14 protein-coding genes and 2 pseudogenes are annotated in these 17,951 nt (G+C 48.3%); 10 read left to right on the plus strand and 6 right to left on the minus strand.

Going from position 1 to position 17,951, the window contains the following annotated elements; all coding sequences use genetic code 11:
• Positions 1 to 210: 210 nt before the first annotated feature.
• Positions 211 to 1,893, minus strand: a complete 1,683-nt coding sequence (locus AACW30_RS01870; protein ID WP_200622426.1) for a recombinase family protein — start codon at positions 1,891 to 1,893, stop codon at positions 211 to 213.
• A gap of 48 nt (positions 1,894 to 1,941) precedes the next feature.
• Here AACW30_RS01870 and AACW30_RS01875 point away from each other — a divergent pair.
• The 6 genes and pseudogenes from AACW30_RS01875 to AACW30_RS01900 form a co-directional block, all read left to right on the plus strand.
• Positions 1,942 to 2,733: pseudogene (locus AACW30_RS01875) on the plus strand (YifB family Mg chelatase-like AAA ATPase); the annotation flags it as partial.
• Between the two features lie 514 nt (positions 2,734 to 3,247).
• On the plus strand, positions 3,248 to 5,575 hold the full coding sequence (locus tag AACW30_RS01880) for a hypothetical protein (protein ID WP_200622428.1): 2,328 nt from the start codon (positions 3,248 to 3,250) through the stop codon (positions 5,573 to 5,575).
• On the plus strand, positions 5,568 to 7,625 hold the full coding sequence (locus AACW30_RS01885; protein WP_200622430.1) for a hypothetical protein: 2,058 nt from the start codon (positions 5,568 to 5,570) through the stop codon (positions 7,623 to 7,625). The genes AACW30_RS01880 and AACW30_RS01885 overlap by 8 nt, the downstream gene beginning before the upstream one ends.
• A 1-nt stretch (position 7,626) precedes the next feature.
• Entirely contained in the window at positions 7,627 to 8,160 is a 534-nt protein-coding gene (locus tag AACW30_RS01890) for a hypothetical protein (protein ID WP_200622433.1), read from the plus strand.
• Entirely contained in the window at positions 8,150 to 9,523 is a 1,374-nt protein-coding gene (locus tag AACW30_RS01895) for a tyrosine-type recombinase/integrase (protein WP_200622439.1), read from the plus strand. Before AACW30_RS01890 ends, AACW30_RS01895 begins: the two co-directional genes overlap by 11 nt.
• Before the next feature lie 79 nt (positions 9,524 to 9,602).
• Positions 9,603 to 10,154, plus strand: coding sequence for a hypothetical protein (locus AACW30_RS01900; protein ID WP_200622441.1), 552 nt, complete (start codon positions 9,603 to 9,605; stop codon positions 10,152 to 10,154).
• Positions 10,155 to 10,162: 8 nt separating this feature from the next.
• Here the strand turns inward: AACW30_RS01900 and AACW30_RS01905 are convergent, their stop codons facing one another.
• The 5 genes from AACW30_RS01905 to AACW30_RS01925 form a co-directional block, all read right to left on the minus strand.
• Positions 10,163 to 10,381, minus strand: a complete 219-nt coding sequence (locus AACW30_RS01905) for a hypothetical protein (protein ID WP_200622443.1) — start codon at positions 10,379 to 10,381, stop codon at positions 10,163 to 10,165.
• A gap of 220 nt (positions 10,382 to 10,601) precedes the next feature.
• Positions 10,602 to 13,214, minus strand: coding sequence for a UvrD-helicase domain-containing protein (locus AACW30_RS01910; RefSeq protein ID WP_200622458.1), 2,613 nt, complete (start codon positions 13,212 to 13,214; stop codon positions 10,602 to 10,604).
• A 353-nt stretch (positions 13,215 to 13,567) separates the two neighbouring features.
• The gene (locus AACW30_RS01915) at positions 13,568 to 14,269 is read right to left on the minus strand and encodes a DUF3223 domain-containing protein (protein ID WP_200622460.1); all 702 of its coding nucleotides are present in this window, start codon (positions 14,267 to 14,269) and stop codon (positions 13,568 to 13,570) included.
• A 72-nt stretch (positions 14,270 to 14,341) separates the two neighbouring features.
• Positions 14,342 to 14,806, minus strand: coding sequence for a hypothetical protein (locus tag AACW30_RS01920; RefSeq protein ID WP_200622462.1), 465 nt, complete (start codon positions 14,804 to 14,806; stop codon positions 14,342 to 14,344).
• A gap of 84 nt (positions 14,807 to 14,890) precedes the next feature.
• Positions 14,891 to 15,292 carry a hypothetical protein gene (locus AACW30_RS01925; RefSeq protein WP_200622464.1) on the minus strand — a complete coding sequence of 134 codons (402 nt, stop codon included), beginning with the start codon at positions 15,290 to 15,292 and terminating at the stop codon, positions 14,891 to 14,893.
• A gap of 555 nt (positions 15,293 to 15,847) precedes the next feature.
• On the opposite strand from AACW30_RS01925, the gene AACW30_RS01930 reads away from it, so the two are divergent.
• From AACW30_RS01930 to AACW30_RS01945, 4 genes and pseudogenes are all read left to right on the plus strand, one after another.
• Entirely contained in the window at positions 15,848 to 16,921 is a 1,074-nt protein-coding gene (locus AACW30_RS01930; RefSeq protein ID WP_200622466.1) for a hypothetical protein, read from the plus strand.
• 34 nt (positions 16,922 to 16,955) lie between these two features.
• Positions 16,956 to 17,131, plus strand: a pseudogene (locus AACW30_RS01935) (NAD-dependent dehydratase); the annotation flags it as partial.
• A gap of 46 nt (positions 17,132 to 17,177) precedes the next feature.
• Positions 17,178 to 17,387: a hypothetical protein gene (locus AACW30_RS01940; protein WP_200622468.1), complete on the plus strand. Its 210-nt coding sequence runs from the start codon at positions 17,178 to 17,180 to the stop codon at positions 17,385 to 17,387.
• Positions 17,384 to 17,860 carry a hypothetical protein gene (locus tag AACW30_RS01945; protein ID WP_200622471.1) on the plus strand — a complete coding sequence of 159 codons (477 nt, stop codon included), beginning with the start codon at positions 17,384 to 17,386 and terminating at the stop codon, positions 17,858 to 17,860. Before AACW30_RS01940 ends, AACW30_RS01945 begins: the two co-directional genes overlap by 4 nt.
• Positions 17,861 to 17,951 lie beyond the last annotated feature (91 nt).

The following is a 17,951-nucleotide window of genomic DNA, read 5'->3' on the forward strand; positions in this document are numbered from 1 at the left end:
CGGCTTTTATCCAAGTTTACTTTATTACTCTTTAATCTCCCGTACCCCACCCGGTGTAGCAGAAAAACAAAAGCATTAAAAGCTGTTTGGCTAGCCCTGCTTGTTGATTAACCCGTACTGATTGACCCTCCGGGTCAAGGTGGATTACTCACGTCCAGATACTGCGCCCGCGACTATGCGTCGTTCGGGCGATTCAGCGCGAGTCGTCCTTTAGTTAAAATCAGCACGTGAACCTAACGGCAATGTAAAATCAGTCTTCCACCCACCCACAAGCTTCTTTGTATAGAAGTAGTAAGTACCACCCGACAACATAGCGTGCTTTCTATCAAAGTAATAACTCACCCCAAAGCCCTTCGCTTTATTATTAATCACAACCTCGCTCATTTTATGTTCGTCTTTAAAGTCTTGCCCCTCAAATGGCTCACTATCTTCAAAGCGTTTTAAAACTCTGATTTGTACTTGGCTCTCTTTCAAAAGCATATTGAACCTAATACGCCCTTCTTCACTATCCAGCAACTCATCAATATCAGCCCTACTAATGGCTTGCTCAACCTCGACATAAATATTAATCTTGGCTATTTCAACATCTGCCAAATCGCGTTTAATATTCAAAGCACTAATTTCGGCTTCAATTTTCCTAATTCGTGTCAAAAGGATTTTTGGAATATCTCCGCCATTTAGTTCGATGTTTTCAGCAATTCTCTCAATCGTGCTTTGTTTATCTTCAATCTCTGCATTGTAAGCGTTTCGACTTTCGACAAGACTTTGTACGTCACCAGATTTTCTAATGATTTTTTCTAGTCCATAATTTTTGTAATAAAGTAAAAACGGTTCCACGATGTAATTATACGGGATGAAGATTTTACGACCAGCAGGACATGCACCCACCAAACTTTTCGCGCAAATCAAATACATATATTCTTTACCTTTTCGCTTGGTAAAGTTCTGATGGAGCGCAGTGGAGCAATGCTCACAAAAAATAACACCCTTAAAAATATTCCTAAACCCTTTGCTTTCTCTACCAACTTTTTCGTGGGTTTCGGTTCGAATGTTTAGTTTTGTTTGTAGATTAAAAAAACGTTCTTTTGAAATTACTGCGGGATAATAATTTTCCAGCTCTTCATAATCTACACTTTCCCCGCTTTCTGATTTTGTCTTGTAAATTTCAAGGCACCCATAAACAGATTTAGCGCGAGACAAATGCCGAACTGCTATCAAAGTCCATTTCTTGTCGGTAGGCGTTTTATTAATTTCATTAGCTGTTCTTGCACATCCATAAATTTCCAATAAGTCAAAAATCTTTCTGACTTCATCAGCCCTATTAGAGTCAAGTTTTAATGTTTCAGTTTCATCGTCAAACCTAACCCAGTAAGGCAATCTTTTTGTCATCACCTTATTAGAAGATTTTGCTTCGTTATGCTTTTTCGCCCAGGCGCCTAACGACCGATTCCGTTTAATCCGACTTTCTTCGTTGGCACGACTCAATACGAAATTGATTTTGAACAAAATGCTCGAATGGTCTTCTTGGCGGTAATCATAAATTTGGTTATCAGCAAGGGTAACTATGATGATTTTTGCGGAAAGAATATCAACAACGAGCTTCGTTGCATCAATACCATTCATACGTGTGAGCCGGTCGAAATTCTCGACCAGCAACACGTCATTGGCTTTGATAGCACCAGTAGCAATCAGGTCCAGAAACTCCCTTAAAGCTCCTATACGTGCGTTCTTACCTCGAAAGCCTGATATGCCAAGATCGATAAATTCGCGAGTCAGTTCAAGCTTGTGATTAGCAAGGTACTCACTGATGAGGGCCTCTTGCCTATCTATACCCGTTCCTTCCTTTTGGGTACGGCTAGAAATTCGCTTATAGCTGTATATGTGCGCAGTCACTTGATAGACCCTTCGGCATAGAACAGGTGTCTATTATATAGCTCCTAAAGCGCCGTCAAGGAAAGCAAGGACCGCGTGCGCAGCGCCATCCTGAACTGCGCGCTGCAATACCCAGCCCGGCGCATCACCCTCAACCTCGCGCCCGCCGACCTGCCCAAGGACGGCGGGCGTTTTGACTTGGCGATTGCCTTGGGCATCCTGGCTGCAAGCCTGCAGGTGCCGTCGTTGATGCTGGATGACGTGGAATGCCTGGGCGAATTGGCACTGTCCGGCGAAGTACGCGCAGTCAAAGGCGTGTTGCCGGCAGCACTGGCAGCCCGCAAGGCCGGACGCACCGTGATAGTGCCGCGGGCGAATGCCGAGGAGGCGTGCCTGGCCTCTGGGTTGAAGGTGATTGCGGTGGATCACTTACTGCAAGTGGTGGCGCACCTGAATGGGCAGGTGCCGATCGAGCCCTATAAGTCCGATGGCTTGCAGTACTTGAACAAGCCCTATCCAGACCTGAGCGAAGTACAAGGCCAACTGGCGGCCAAGCGCGCGCTGCTGATCGCCGCGGCGGGCGCGCATAACCTGCTGTTCAGCGGGCCGCCCGGCACCGGCAAGACCTTGCTGGCCAGCCGGCTGCCGGGGTTGCTGCCACCGTTGAGCGAGCAGGAAGCGCTGGAAGTGGCGGCGATCCAGTCGGTGGTCAGCCTCGCACCACTGAGCCATTGGCCGCACCGGCCGTTCCGTCAGCCACACCACTCGGCCTCGGGGCCGGCGCTGGTGGGCGGCGGGTCAAAACCGCAACCGGGGGAAATCACCCTCGCCCACCACGGCGTATTGTTTCTGGATGAGCTCAGTGCATTGCTTTATCCCCGGAGTCGTTCATTTGCGCTAAGCCTAAGTATCGTAGGACTGACAAGGCAAAGAGCTGATGTGAACGATGATTCACTTCAAAGCGCGCCCTAGCATTGCGCCCTAGGATTTGGTAACTCCCAATGCGTCGCTGCTGACACACGAACTGCATTTGAGAACGACCAGAGTCGATTCCCGACCGTTCGTCACCTCGATTTTCGAAGACTCAACCGTCCCTTCTTAGTTATAACTATGGATATACTTAAAACATACTGTAAGGCTCTCTTAGCGCTTTGACTTGGTCATCGCTAGATAAACCTGGCGCTAATATCTTTAAAAAAACAAGTTAAGGGTAAAGTTAAAGTATATTCAACATGTCAATTTATAATATTCATATCTGCCATTCGCTCCAAGCAACAACCAAGAGCATACGCATTACCGCTCTGAGCTCGAAGGAGCGTGTTGAGAAACTAAACCTCGCCTGCTAAGGTTCGGTGAAATCCAAACGGTTTATGCTATGACTATTATCAAAAGCCTTATCGCTGTGTCTGAACACCCACAAGAGAACTTAGACATTGATGCGGCCATACAGTTATTAGCAGCAAATCAGGCGTTGAAAAAAACGCAAGCAAGCCGGTCGGCGAGAATAATGTGCGTCATAGAGTGTATCCTTCAAGTTACCGGGATAAATTTGACAGTAACTCAAATACGCACTCAGTTTCTCACTAATGTTTTCCAAAAATGCATTGGGCTTATTCTGAGCGGAAAAATACTAGACGGCACTAAAGCGCGAAATGAAGATTACGCCCGACATTTAGGCAATCTCCACGACAAAGTTTGCAGCTTGAACGAATACACGCCAACTATTTCGCTGGGCACAATTATGGGGAAGAAAAATTCAGACTTAAGAGAGGCTTGCAAAGCACTTTCAGAAAGCTTGCAACTAAACCCGGAGAAAGTTTGGTTGTGGCAAGGATGGACAGTATCTAATGACAGCCACAGCATGCACTTGAAACTACTTCCCATCTACCTAAAATACGGCAGGTATTATACTGAGAGGCTGTATGAGGCATGCTCGCAATATTTTTCGGAGAGGACAACTTCCACCATTCCATGCTTGGATTCGCTTATTTGCTTTCTTGGTAGCGAACATTGCATATATACCCAAGCAGAATTATTAGATACCCGCACGTTTTCAAAATTGGTCGAGCAGCTTGCCAATTTCCATATTCAATACAACCTAGGAAAAAAAGAATCAGGGGCTAGGCCTTGCTCTCAACATGTTCTAATCAATGACTGGAATGCGCATTTTAGAACTTTCATGGTAGGGTATCTGATACCACACCAAGTTATTGCTGCACCACATTCTGGAAGGATAACAACCGACGACATCCCTCTTATTCCGGGCGACATCAGCAAGCAAGCAAAACGACTGGCAGCTAACGTCAAGAAAATTGAGGGAGGAATTATTTGTAAGTGCAAGACAATTACACCCATTCCTATGCACGTTACCAACGACAAAGCGATTGAAGCTATATTTCGACAGATGCGTCAGGATCTATCCATTTCTGTGAAATGGGCGGAACATTTCATCCAGTCAATTGAGGCGCGGTTGGATGAGCTTCTCCGAATCACGAAGTTTGGATCTGCCCCGCTCCCCAAGACGTCACGGTCAGACTTATCAGATGCATCGCTAATTCGTGAACGGATAAATACGACACGCATATATATGACAGATGGTTTTTATCCTAGCCATCGTCACTTTACCAAACTCGAACCTAGATCTTCTAAACTTCTCAGCCGAGAATTGTCGGAGTGGCTCTGCATACCAAAGCAGCATATGCTCACGCCATTCACGATATATCTCGCAGCGAAGCACGAGGAGATCACCAACTCCTTTTTGGACAAATGCACGGTTCCTAAGTACACGTTTATTGCCGATGGTCAAATTCAAGTAGAAGAAGATTTCCTCATTGGCGCCAAGCCCCGCGCAAAAAAGCCAGAACAAAAGGTTGTACTTAATTCCGAGACAGCTTGGGCCGTGCGGGTGTTAATACGACTCACGCATCCAGTTCGTACATATCTCAAACGAACCCAGGTGAGCCCTAAACTCCATCGCCGACTTTTCATTATGACAGGTAAAGGATTCGGCCATCCTACAGGCGTTAGAACGACAGATATGACTGGCACTAGCCGAACCAAATTTCTCAACGCAGAATCCATGGTTGTAATGTTGGGTCTCACCAAAGCGGATGCGAAATATCTTTCGGACAATCTCAGTGTTAACTCAGCCCGAGACACCAGCATAGTGCTGAAAGTGATAGATCATATGGATCTATCTATCGCGTCGACCGATCTAGACCACGCTTTCTTCGACCTGCGACTTCTGGAGCGTTACGTGCCCAACCTGGTGTTGTTGTGGCTTATGCGCCAGGAAATCATACAGTGGAATACAAGGGTGCTCATCCAAGCGTTAGATGGCCATCCGTCTACAGCTAATTTAGCAGGTTTTGCTACACGCGCGGAGCTTGATCACTACCTCCGCGAAGCCTTGCATTTGCCATACCCCAAACGACCGACGAAGGATATCGGCCCAACTGGCGGCATCGAAGTTATCATCGGCATAGACGCTGGTATAATTGCGATTCTCACGAGCATCGAACAAGCAATAGAGCTAGAACCGACACGCGCAAACCCAGAAGGCATATATTGGGCCGCCTTTTCTGGAGCTATACGTCGATGGATTTATTCATCTGAAAACCCCGATCCATATCTTCAAGAAATATACGCAGAAGGTTTAAAAGATCTTGATATGGCATTGGTGAAGGATGCTGTATATGCGTAATGTTATTCCAAGGACAATCGTGCTTGCTCCTTTACCAGAACATTTACGCGTCAAGACAAATGTACATGTTGACGGATTTGTTTCTCCTTGGTTTTCTTGTGAGCATGAAGGCGTCTTGTATTTCAAATTTGGAAAAAAGATTTTCGATATTGATTTGAACATCCCTGTTGGCAACGGCACACTTCTAACTGAAAAATCCAACCATGAGTTGCTTAAGCTAGTTAAACAATGGATACATGAACAACACTTCCCGCGCTCCATTCGAATAAGAAAAATGAAGTTGACCAATGCAAAAAAACGGCTTTGGAGCGTACTTCGGTTGATTGACAAGCTATTTTTGAACGCAAAAACTCTTCGCTTATATGAATATGGGTTCGGACTCGTAACTCCGGGGACTATCAATAGCTACATGAATGAGTTCCTCAAATGTAATAGCTCACACGAGTCTATTTACTCTTGGTCTCAAACCCTGAGCGTATTTATGCTCGATAAAATCAAGGAAGAACAACTCTATGACTTTGAAAATTTCGTCCAAAAAAATCCGATATTCCTAGAGCCCATTCCAGGCGCACAAACGCGTTACTTTCCATTAGATGACCAAGAGATTTTTCGTGCCCGGGTGTGGCTCTACCATAACAATTTTTATCAAATTAAAGAAGGAGAGAGTTGGCCAGGGCACATCAAGACAGCAGCCTTAGTGAAAGAACTTTATCCACACTGCATTATGGCCGGCCACATGCGGCCACTTCCTTATGAGTTGGAAATACAATCGGTATACGGACATCGTCGTGAGCTGCCGTATATACCTGTTCGTCAGGATAACTCTAGCGCGACTGCATTAAGGTATAATGAGGTACGGAGAGGTTTTATGTCTCAGCGGTTTCTTTCTGAGAGCAAGCTCAAGATCCCCAACCTAAGTTTAGACACCCTCGCAAATAACGACCATACAACACTTCTTGCCCAAGTAGGAAGTTATGTGACTCTACCACACACGATGACCATTGATCTATTACGGAAAAGCATCTTATTTTATGAAACGCATTCCGACTCCATATTAAATTACTTTTCCATGTTGATTTCAGGTGCTGCTACGGAGGGTCTCACTCCCAATGCATATTTCTTAAAAGAAACAGCCGCCAATATCAATGCGCCAATTTCTTTTACAGCCTGGGATTTATGCGCTTCAGCAAAAAAAACTTTCACCCCTGGCGCCGCAGCGCAATCATTAGAGCGTATGCGTAATCTCGAAGGCGCTTTGCAGACATACTATTTATTGTTAGGCTGCATTCAGTATGCAGTAGGGTTTTTTACCGCTCGCCGGCAGTCCGAGCTATTAAACATCAAGTTCAAGCATTTAAATGGTCAAGATAATTGCATTACGACTCTAGTAATGAAAACAGGCATTGGTGAAGCCAGGCTCACTCATGACATCCCTGTCATACCCCTAGTTACACGCATGCTTTCCAGGCTAGAGCGTTTTCATCAAGAATGCGGTTTATCACCTGAACAAATTAAGAACTCCAATTGCTTTGGAAGATTCTCTTTAAAGCGTAAACCGGGAATCAACAAGCCAGATCCCAAAAAATACAATTGCCACCTGGATATTCTTTGTGATTATTTTCAGACTGACTCCTACAATGAAAGACGTTACTACGTAAGGCAACATCAATTGAGAAGGGCGTTTGCAGTAAGTTTCTTTTACTTGAATACGCGCGGCAACCTTTCCGTGCTTAGCTACTACTTTGGACACATGGATTTCAAACAAATTTATCGATATCTGACGACGGTAGTAGGTAATAAAGAAATGATTGACATCAAATCTGCGTATCTAGCCGAAGAAACTATTACCCAAGGCGCAGCCGTCCAAGACCTCTTGAATAAACTCGGCGTGTTCCCCCCCACTACTGTACTCAAGGTCATCGAGCGACAGCGCCTGGAGAGCTACTATAAATCGTTGATACGAAATGAAAAAATAAAAATTGATACCACTTTTCTCTCAATTGAAGATCGCGATGAGATGCTGATATCAATAACCGTAAGTGAGAGCTAGCATGGCAAATGATAGAAATCTCGATAGAAATATTGCTTCGGCTAGAAATCTGTTAAGGCTACTAATAGACATCCAGGCTGCTCCTTCTGAATACAACTCAGACAATCGACTTCTTGAAGCATTGAATACTCAAATTAACTTGGGAAAGCTCAATATACCCGAACGCTCAATTTATTTAAGCTCAATGAGCACTCTAAAGCGGGTTTCAGACAAGCATCTGGAAGGAGGCTTTGCTGAGCTCGATAAGCAGAGAAAGCGTGCGTATGCCGATTTGAGACGATCTCTTCAATCCAGTAATGTTGGAAAAAACAGCAAAGAAGGCCGCAGAATAGACAACCGGGATCGAAAACTTGAGGTATTGATCCTGCGGCAAAATCTTTTTGTAAGGGACGCCGTGATTTTTAGACTCGCTCATCTTCTAGCAACCTGTGCAAAGCAACTTGAGTCATCTACAGGCACTGATTACTTCATGAAAGCAAGAGCCCAAGAACTATATAGACTCGGGTTTAAGGGGTCGAATATTGATGAAAGATAATCCACTCTCCCTCGGCTTGTTGGTTAGAGCTGGGGATGACTTCGGAGTCCCGATTGCAGCCGAAGCAGGATGTAATCCGGTGTTCAGAAAATGTGGTGGCCTAGCCTTGATTTCATGGCCGGACTATTCTGCGTGCTTCGAAGCTAACTGCTGGATTGACGAGTTAAGAGCTGAGGGTCTGGATCCCGTGACCAGTGTTCAGTATGGTTACCAGATTACGTGGGTTCTAAGATATGCGCATGACAACCTCCTGTCATTACATAACTTCAACGAATATCATTTCGTTAAATTTATGAAAGAACTCAAACAAGAAAGTCGAGCGGCGAGCGACCGTTCGCGTTCACCTAAACAGAATGGAGTTATAGGTAGAAAAACCTTAGACTTCCTCGAATTCATAGGGAAACTTTATAACATATTGGACTTAGTAGCCCCGCAGGGGAGGATCCAAGCAGTAAAGAAAATAGTCCAAATACAAACCCCATCCGGCAGACGATTTGTTGAGACATGGTTCCATAGTGAGGTACCTATTGTTAAAAGCACGGTATCTAGCAAGAACAAACTGCTTAGTAGTAACCAGGTTGCAACTATCAAGCATGCGATACGAACGAGCAATTCCGGGGAGTATATACGCAGCCGTCAACGAACGGTGTTTTTGGTTCTTGAAGAGACAGGCGCAAGGCGTGAAGAGGCGGCCCCAATTCTAGTGAGTGCCGTTTGGGAAGCAAAAAATATGTTATCTCCGAGTCTTCTGCTCAGCACTTCAAAGAGAGGTGGAATATCTACGCGCCTTGTTGAAATAAGCCCTGCTCTTCTCACATTACTAGAGGATTATATAAAATTTGACCTTATGCCTTTTCTAGATTCGAAGAACATGAAGGTCATCGGTAGCACCCCCCTTTTTGCCAGCGCCAAAACTGGAAAAGCAATCCAGCCAAACACCATTACCGCTGAGTTTTCACGATTTAAAAAACTTACCGGCCTTGAGGGAGCTGTCAGCCCGCACATGCTCCGCCATGGATCGGTTACTCAGGACAGGATTGACTACTTCGAAGAGCATCCTAACGAAAAAGCCATAGCTCGCATAATTGGGCTGAAAGGTGTGCCTGAATTTGCACTCCGTTCGATGGAAAAACATGGTCATTCTTCCATCCATTCACAAGTGCCCTACAACCATTTTGAAAAGCTCATTAATCTCAAGACGAGCATAGGTGGACTAGATTCTAGGGCGACGTCTGCACTCCGCGCAAATCTGGAAACCATACGCGACATCGCGAATAAGGGGAGCGCAATAAAAAATGACGCTATGAGACTTAAAAAGCTGCTTGATGAAACTTTAGCAATTCTGACGCCGAGCGATGATTAATCGACCTAGGATTTAGGAGATATTCGCGTCAGTTCCCTTACCCAAGTTATCTGGTTTCAGCGTTCAGCTGGAGGTATTTGTGAGTTTACTCAGAAAACTATTGTTGTTGCTTTTCCGAGACAAAAGAACCGCACGGGAAAAAGCGCGAGAGCAGGACTTTATCTTAGCAGTGAATAGTCTCAAGACCCTTAAGACGACCGACCGGGGCGGCATGTCTATCGATCCCGAAGAGCTTCGAGAGCAGATCATTTCCTCCCGTGAGCAGCTTAAACATCTTGTCCACAAACCAGTAGCGCCTAACACGTCTTTCGAAATGGCGGAGGACGTCCAGGTAGAACAGGAAACGAGTACCGCCGTTGAGGATGCAATGAGTGCCATGGACTGTATCGAGGTGGTGGCGTGGCGTCGGTTGCTGACCGGCGCTGCTGTGCGCTACGTGTGCCTCCAGTCTACGAATACCGGTTGTTACGCTGTGGCGACGGCTAGTCTCTTCTCCGGTGGACAGGAGAGTCTCCGTGGTTGGTTTGACGGCAGCGCCAACAGGAAAATTGCGAATGCCCTACAGCTCGGTGAGCTCCATTGGTACGCGGCTGTGAGCGAGGCTATGGATGCATGGGATGCAGAGCTTTGAGGCCTCCACTAGACATCATTACTGACACCAAGGCCCCAGGTTGGCGGGTTTTCAACGAAGTCAATTGAGGTGCTGAGCTCGTCCTGTATGCGTTCTAAAACTTTGTCGAGTTTCGGATGGGCTTTCGACTCTCTCAATGTCGTCAACAGTTGCAACAGCTCACGGCCCTGAGCTAAGGGCATTTGAACGTCGCAGTACACTGTGTCGTCGTCATCAGTCATTCCCATCGGAAAATCCTCGCAGCATGGTCTCGGCTTCTGGCTTACGGCCTGGCGGCGGGGGCGTGCCCCTTCGGGGATGGTCTGTCGTGAACCGAGTCTGCGTCTCGGCCCTTCGGGCTTCCATCCCGCACGCCTGCGCGCTCCGCTTGCTTGCTGCCCTAAAAAGTAGGTAGTCAGGCCCAGCCCGCATATTTACTGGCTGCACGCTCCGAATGGGCGCCTAGATTCAGCGAGAAGTCTTCCAGTAACGCTTGGATCCGTTTGGTCGGCTGCTTTTAGCTTGGCCACCGCTCCCACCCGGAGGTCGCGTAGATGGGACAACATTCCAGCATGGCAACGCGGGATCCACGTAGCGTGAGGCTTTTTCATAGGCAGGAACCTTGCCCTCTTTACGATCAAGATACCAATAGCAGTAGGAGATCGCACGAGTGATAGCTACGTAGGCAGTTCGCAGGGCTTCATGCTTCTGGGAAGTGTCGTACCCGCAAGGATCAGAAAGGTCACCCAGCTGTGCCTGCTTGAAAATATCGTTCTTAAAAGGGGACTTGGTGGTCATTTCACAGTCACCGAGCAGGAATACCGCATCCGCTTGAAGCCCCTTCGAGGCGTGATACGTCAACAGCTTGAGTTCATGCTCTCGCTTATCATCTTTTGCACGTCTGAGGAGATCTTTCAAGTTCGTCTCGACGGCATCTTTGGTGCGTCCAACTCGATAAAGGATTAGTACCGATCTACCAGCCTCGTAGTGCTCCTTCACCGTTTGTTTCAAATGCGCAAAACTCGGGTCTCTTACTTCCACCGCAACTTTATTTCCGAGAACCAGAGGGTTAGCTGCTTTCCCTTGCTTGTTCTTGAAACCACCGGTTCGCCTGACGATAGCCTCTGCCGCATCAATGATCCATTGATGTGACCGGTGATTCTCCTGCATAAAAACTTGGGTGGATGGAGGGGCGACGAAATGCTTATCGAACTCCATGAAGAACTGGGGCGAGCTTCCACGCCAACCGTAAATACTTTGCCAATCATCACCTACGGCCATAAGGGAGGCGTAGGCTGGAGGGCCATCTGACCAAACCGAAAGATCCCTGCGTTCAATCTCGGCAAAGGTCGCCTTCACCCATGAAATGGTATTTGCACCGACATCTTGAAACTCATCAATCAGCAACGTTGACATAGGCTGAAGGACACCATCAGGCAATGCGCGTAGGTTCCTCTCACCACGCTCACTGAACATTGCAAACATGCTGTTAAAGGTGAGAACTGGAGGGCTCATGGATCGAAGTAGAGCCTTTAGTGCCACCCAGTACAGACCGAGCGCTGAGAAAAATTTACGGTCAGGGTCATCTGTTCTTAGGTTCATCGCCTTTATGGCAGGAATAACATCGAGCCCCAGATTCTCAATAAAGGAGGCTGCGGAATAAAAAGCTTCAAGGATATACAGCGATGATAGCTCGCCCGTCACCTTGTACCTGAATTTGGGGCAGGTCGTCGTGAGGTTCCGAATCGCCTCAATGGAAGCTGCGGCATCGGTGTATCGATCAAGAAATATAACCGGCTTGGAGCAAAATGCCTGGAACAGGATCTTTTTATCCAGAATGTCCCACCGCAAATCTCGCTTCCGGCCTGGCTCTGCCTTGGTGTCGGGCGGTTCGCTATTATCCATCCCTAGGATGACGTAGGCGCCTAACTCAGGAATGAAACCGTTCGAGAGAAACTCGCGCCCGAGCAATGTCACCTTTTCCCGCTTTGGCTCAATTCCGGCAATCGGCCAGCGCTTGGACGCTTCCCAGAGAGCCTCCACCTTGTTGCAGGCGGCTTCATCAATGAGAGCTATCTTGGCTGCCTTGCCTCGACGCTCTACCGCGTCGGGGCTGTCTGCGTCCATTCTTTCCAACATCACAGCACGACGTACCAGGAAAGCAATCAAGTCCTTGAACACGGGGTTAGATTCATATAGCTGTTGGTAGCAGGTGTTCATTATGGCGAGCTGCTCGCTTCCCAGTTTCACCTGAAACATTGATCCCTCTTTCTCGTCCTCATCATTCTTTTTGTCCAGGAACTCAAAAGCTTGAACTCCACCCAGGCCTGGAATGCTGCGCGTAAAGGATAAGATCCTTGAATGGAAGGTACGGACGATATCCAGCGATTCTTTCTCTGAAATTTCGTACTCCCAGAGTGCGAAGACCTCGCGAACCTTCTTTGCAAAATCGAGCTTTGACTCTCGAGTAAAGGTGATGACGGTTAGGCTCTCAAGCCGGATACCGAGGTAATGATGAAGGACGAGAAGTCGCAGAACCATGGTCGTTGATTTACCACTGCCGGCACCTGCTACTACCGACGTGGTAGGTGTTGTCGAAAGAATCATTTCCCATTGAGCCGGGGATGGCTGATTTTTCAGGCGCTTAAAGTCTTCGCGAATCTCGTCCTCGAGATCTTGGGTGATGCCAAACATCCAAGACTTAAACATAGCTGGAGGCTTGATGCCTGGCTCTCCCGGAACGGGCAGTGGCCCTGGTTCTAATACAACGATTTGCTTGCCTTCTTCGACGCCCTTTTTGTGCCCGCTCTCATGTCCCTTGGCATACCCCCTCTGCCAGCCTTCCTCGCAACCAAGTCGCCATGAGGAAGCCTGCTGAATACGGCAAATGTCCAGACACCTGTCGATCAGCTTTAAAAGCACACTCTTTTGGGAGTGCGAGTCAATGGGCCCCATGTGGGCTGGCAAAACCCCTATCCACACCAGAGTTCTCTCAACGATACCAGGTGAGAAATGTTGAGGTTGATTAGCTTCTAGAGAAGCGGGCGAGGGAGTCAATTGAGGGTTGTTCTGGGGGTTCACAGCAGGCGTAACTCCTGTTCGCTTGGCCTAGTGCCCCAAGGCGGGCCGGGCGGATCTTCCGAATCGGGTAGCCTATCATCATGCGTGATGAATACCACCGGCTGCTCCATAGGGGTGATTAGGGGCGTATCTACGTCCTTAAAGAGGTACTGAAGCCGCGTGGGTTCATGCCTTTGGACAAAGCTGAAGATGTGCTCTAGATGCAGTCTGAAATCTGGCATTTTTGCATTTACGATGTCTTCTAGCAGTGCCCCCTGAAATCATTAACTAGGAAACTTCGGGCAATGCGGTTTGAGGCGAATTTCGCGTTAACCTACAGTCCCCGATACTCGCACCTGCACACTACCGGCCACTCACAAAGGGCTACATAGCTGAGCCCAAGGGATGGATGGTTTGGGCAGTTTGAGGTTGCCAGTCTTCGAGATGATTCTCAGATGTGCATGCTTGAGGTGATAGTCTTCCCAGGCTACGCGCAGGTTCGTGTCCTCCAGAACGGCGACCACACCATCGCATGATCCAACAATCACACCGAGCGGATTAATCAAGTTTGCCTGACAGAAACTGAAAAGTAGCTGATCAAAACTGTTGGGGGCAATGTGATCGACGGCCACGTTATGTCGCCCCAGCGATTCTCCTGTCACTGGGCACGAAACATCACCGACCAACCTCTGGTCACGGAAAAGTCGGATCTGCTCTGTGATAGCTGTGCGAGCACCTGCGCGAAAGTCCAAGAGTCTTTGGGGTTGGCGCTCTTTTGCTCGAGTGCTAGGGATGAGCTTTATCGAGTGCGTAAACCCAATATCAATTTCCGTATCGCAATGCCGAAGAAGCATAAAACAGCGAGTACCGTGAGACGTCATTTGGGTGGTGATGCCTTTGACGCCCACTCCGGCTTTCTCTCCCCACTCATCATGGTGTTGGAAAAGTCCGTGCAGAAAATCAGAGTCAGGGTCACTTACCATCGTGCTATCAGGTGTCCTGGCCAGGATCTGTCTGCAGCGATCTGTGACAGCGTCCTTGGTTGCAAACCATTCATCATTGATTAGATATGGCACCGTCTTCCCTCGGGTAATTTCTCTCGCAAATTAATCGGTATGGCAGGGAGAGCTAACTACCTCTTTGATAGGTCAAGCTTCGAAAAAAACACGGCAGGTGTTCATCAAAGCAGTTGCGTCATTTAGAGCTCGGTGGTGCCTGGCTGTCGGCAGTCGCCGGTAGATTTCACTGGCAGCCTCCCGGCCCACTAACACCTCCAAAGGCTTCAACTCGAACGTGGGCGTCAGATCTGCGGCCTCGAAAAGCAGATCAAACCAAAAACTGTCTTGAGGTGAGTCGCTGCAAAGCACCTGACCTGAAAACAGCTGATTCATATTTCTCGCTACAGCGTCCGGGGTATGACCTTCCTTAAGCAAATGATCCTGAGTGAGACCATGCATGTCTTGCGCATCGAACGACCAGTGCGTCCAGTATCGGACTGGCTTGATAAGCGAGCTGAAGGAGGTCTCACTCGACACGACGGCGACCTCGATAGGATAGCTATCAGGAGCTATTCCAGAGGCTTCAAAATCAATAAAAAACGAAGGCCGTTCCACCTTGCTGCTCCTGTTTGAGGTTGCGATTTTCAGCGGCAACACCGACTGCTTGTGTTTGCGCCGCCATCGCTCGAGCCAGTCGTTCTAGCTGTTAGCAGCCTTTGCAAGTCGATGGTCTTGCAGATGCTGCATCTCACGCTCCCATTCAACCAAAAATTTATCCCAGTCTGAGGCGTATGGCCCACGAAGCAACCTGGTCGAGCCGATACTTGCTTGATTGAAGCGCTCCCTCCATGGCTGCGGGATAGTCTGCTCCAGGATGATGTCGATGCCGGAATGGTGATGCTGCAGCGTGACACAATGCCGAAGCTGGTTGAGCTCAAGTGCCTTGTCAGCATTGGGGGAGTATTTCCCTTCTTGAAGGTCAAGGTCATCAAGGATGGATAAGGCATCGAACGCCTTCGAATCGCCTGGAGATATGTTCGCAAGCCTCCACAAAGCCTTTCGTCTCTTGGCCTCCAGTTCGCGGAGTTCATAGTCGGGCATTTGAGTTACCTCTTGTTGGCGTTAATGGCGTGCCGCCAAGGCGTGTCTCGACCCTACGGGCTCACATCCCTCACGCCTGCGCGCTCTGCTTGCTTGGCGTTTGCGCCTGTGAGACATAGATCGTAACGCACCCTCCCTCGTGACTCGCAGCGGAGCATCGCTATTCAGAGCGTTCTGTTATCGTTCCAAAAGTAGTTTAGTCGCTCTTAGTCATCGGCCTTCAGGGGGGAGCCGCGAAAGGACACAACTCGACGTGTATCAAGCAGAACCTACCAAGTCGCTCGTGATCCTGAGCGCCTGCTCATTGAAGAGCGCGCCGAAGCTCTCTCAGCCGCAGGATATCCGCTGCCAAATGATGACCCGGCTATGTACGCTGAGCAGAGGCTCAAAGAGGCCAAGGAGGCTCGTTCAACGCAAGTTGTTGGCGTTCCCGAACAAGCTTCAACTCAGAAAGATTTGCGAGGCACGTGAGAAGTGATCTTCGTTCGAGGTAGCCTGAAAATACGCTTTAACTAGAATGTAAACATTCCTGATTCTGCACTCTGGGAGGCCGAAATGGACTTGCTAAAGCCCTTGTACGAACAGGACAGGCTTCATCCACACTTTCGCACCATATCTGACGGACGACCCGGCAGGCTTTACCAGCGAGAGGAGCTGCAACGCTGGCTTGATGGATTTCCAGACAGGGATAACAAATTCGTACGTGAGTTTCAGACCACGTTTAACTCAAGCTTTTGGGAAATCTATCTTCACGCAGTGTTCCGCGAGTATCGCTTTGCTTTCGACTGGACTTATCCAGCCCCTGATTTCCTAGTTTCGTCAGCAGACATTACGTTTACAGTGGAAGCAACCACTGCCAACCATTCCATTGACGCTACCCCGGAGTGGGGTAGGCCCATGACAGCGGAGTTCTTTGAAGACGTTGATTTCAATGAGCTCAATCGGGTCGCGATAATCAGGTTGGCCAACGCGTTCATGAGCAAATCACAAAAATTCCAAGATAAGTATCAGCATCATCCGCATGTCCAAGGACGCCCATTTGTCTTAGCAGTAGCACCGTTCGAACAGCCGGGTTTCAACCTCCAGGCCTACCGGGCTATCGAAGCCCTGCTATTCGATTACTACGTAGATGAAGCGGAATACCTGGCTAATCCGGAGCGCTTTCCTAACGGATTAGAGGGGAAATCTTTGGGAAGCGTACAGAAAGATAACGGTGCTGAAATCGAACTGGGGTTTTTCGATTGCTTGCGCTTCAGCCACATTAGCGCCGTGATATTCAGTAATCTGGCCACTTGGGGAAAAGTAGATGCCATGTGCGGAAATCCGAATGCGGTCATATCGTCTGTCTGGTCGCTACCGAATGGCGAGATGAAGCGCACTGTGTCCAGAGGCAACGAAGCCTCAGAAGGGATCACCGATGGGCTGCGTATCTATCTCAACCCTTTTGCTACAACGCCGTTGCCGCTTGAAGTATTTCGACGAGAAGGTGTGATGCAGATGTGGGCTGATCCTTACGCTCGATCACTCATAAGTGAACAAGCCGAGAACTGCTTACAGTCCAGGACGGCTATGACTTTCTTCGTAAAGGATGATGATCCCTCTTACGAGGGCTTATCTGAGAAAATTTAGCAGTGCGCTCTGGCCAATCCGGCTAGGCAGCAATTCGCCTGTGGATTGCTTGATATCCTCAAGGAATACCGATGCAGGCCTTACTCGACCAATCGAAGTCGTGACGGATATGTCAAAAAGCCGTGCAATGGGCTCAACCGCCTACCAAGCGAGCGATCAACCATTTTTTTGTGTTGGGGCAAACTACGGAAGATGCGCTTGATACCCTAGGTCGTCCCAGAACACATATGCTCAGATGATTTCAAGGAGAAGGAAAATGGCAAGGGAATACTCGCTATCAGATGTGCTGGAAAGGATGTACCAAAATCAGCTCGCCCTTGAGGCTGCTCTCATGGAGCTAACCCTCCAGGTGGAAGCCCAAGGACATGCGGAAGTTGGCGACAACGTTCGTGGCACGCTTTACACAATTGGTGAGAACGCTGGCCATATCAAACAGGGGCTGGCCCGGCTCAAAAAACTCCCATGACCCAGCCGCTTTTCGATTTTGATCTCAAACGCGTTTCCCGCACGCATTACATCACTGGCAAGGCTGCGATCAACTTTCCGCACCCTGGAAGCATCACTGGCGGATGGCATTTCCTGTCCTACTTCGACCGCGATTCGGGCATAGCGAAAGTGTCCTTGGCAGGTATTCATTATCCAGATACGACCGATTTCTTTGGAGACGCTGGAGTCATCGACGTAACCGACAAGCTTGCGAAGCGAGGCTGGTCAGAAGACGGCAAAAGGCTGTTCATGGCGGATCACTACAGAGCTGCAGCTGACATGGTGATGAAATGGGTGCTAAGTGATTCTAAGCACTGCAACGTCGAGGTCGCTGATTGGTTTCCCTCTTCCGAAACGAAGCAGCGGCTTTTTGAAATCCTGAATTCGGGAAGGCTCAAACTTTTAGATTTTGATAGGCTGAAAAAATTGGAAGCTTGGCTAAGCTCGCAGTAGTCCAACGACAGGTCTGCATGGCAGCGGGCGTATTGCGTCTTAAGCGGGAGCAATGGATATGCGCAAAAAGTCCCAGTCGTGGTTTATCCCT

Origin of the sequence: Pseudomonas sp. MF6747, assembly GCF_963890955.1 — a bacterium.
In the GTDB taxonomy this organism is placed as follows: domain Bacteria; phylum Pseudomonadota; class Gammaproteobacteria; order Pseudomonadales; family Pseudomonadaceae; genus Aquipseudomonas.

Bases quoted from the DNA above. Each gene is read 5' to 3' on its own strand.
- AACW30_RS01925 (WP_200622464.1), bottom strand. From the start codon at position 15,292: ATGCCCGACTATGAACTCCGCGAACTGGAGGCCAAGAGACGAAAGGCT.
- AACW30_RS01895 (WP_200622439.1), top strand. From the start codon at position 8,150: ATGAAAGATAATCCACTCTCCCTCGGCTTGTTGGTTAGAGCTGGGGAT.
- AACW30_RS01885 (WP_200622430.1), top strand. From the start codon at position 5,568: ATGCGTAATGTTATTCCAAGGACAATCGTGCTTGCTCCTTTACCAGAA.
- AACW30_RS01880 (WP_200622428.1), top strand. From the start codon at position 3,248: ATGACTATTATCAAAAGCCTTATCGCTGTGTCTGAACACCCACAAGAG.
- AACW30_RS01940 (WP_200622468.1), top strand. From the start codon at position 17,178: ATGGCAAGGGAATACTCGCTATCAGATGTGCTGGAAAGGATGTACCAA.
- AACW30_RS01905 (WP_200622443.1), bottom strand. From the start codon at position 10,381: ATGGGAATGACTGATGACGACGACACAGTGTACTGCGACGTTCAAATG.
- AACW30_RS01930 (WP_200622466.1), top strand. From the start codon at position 15,848: ATGGACTTGCTAAAGCCCTTGTACGAACAGGACAGGCTTCATCCACAC.
- AACW30_RS01945 (WP_200622471.1), top strand. From the start codon at position 17,384: ATGACCCAGCCGCTTTTCGATTTTGATCTCAAACGCGTTTCCCGCACG.
- AACW30_RS01890 (WP_200622433.1), top strand. From the start codon at position 7,627: ATGGCAAATGATAGAAATCTCGATAGAAATATTGCTTCGGCTAGAAAT.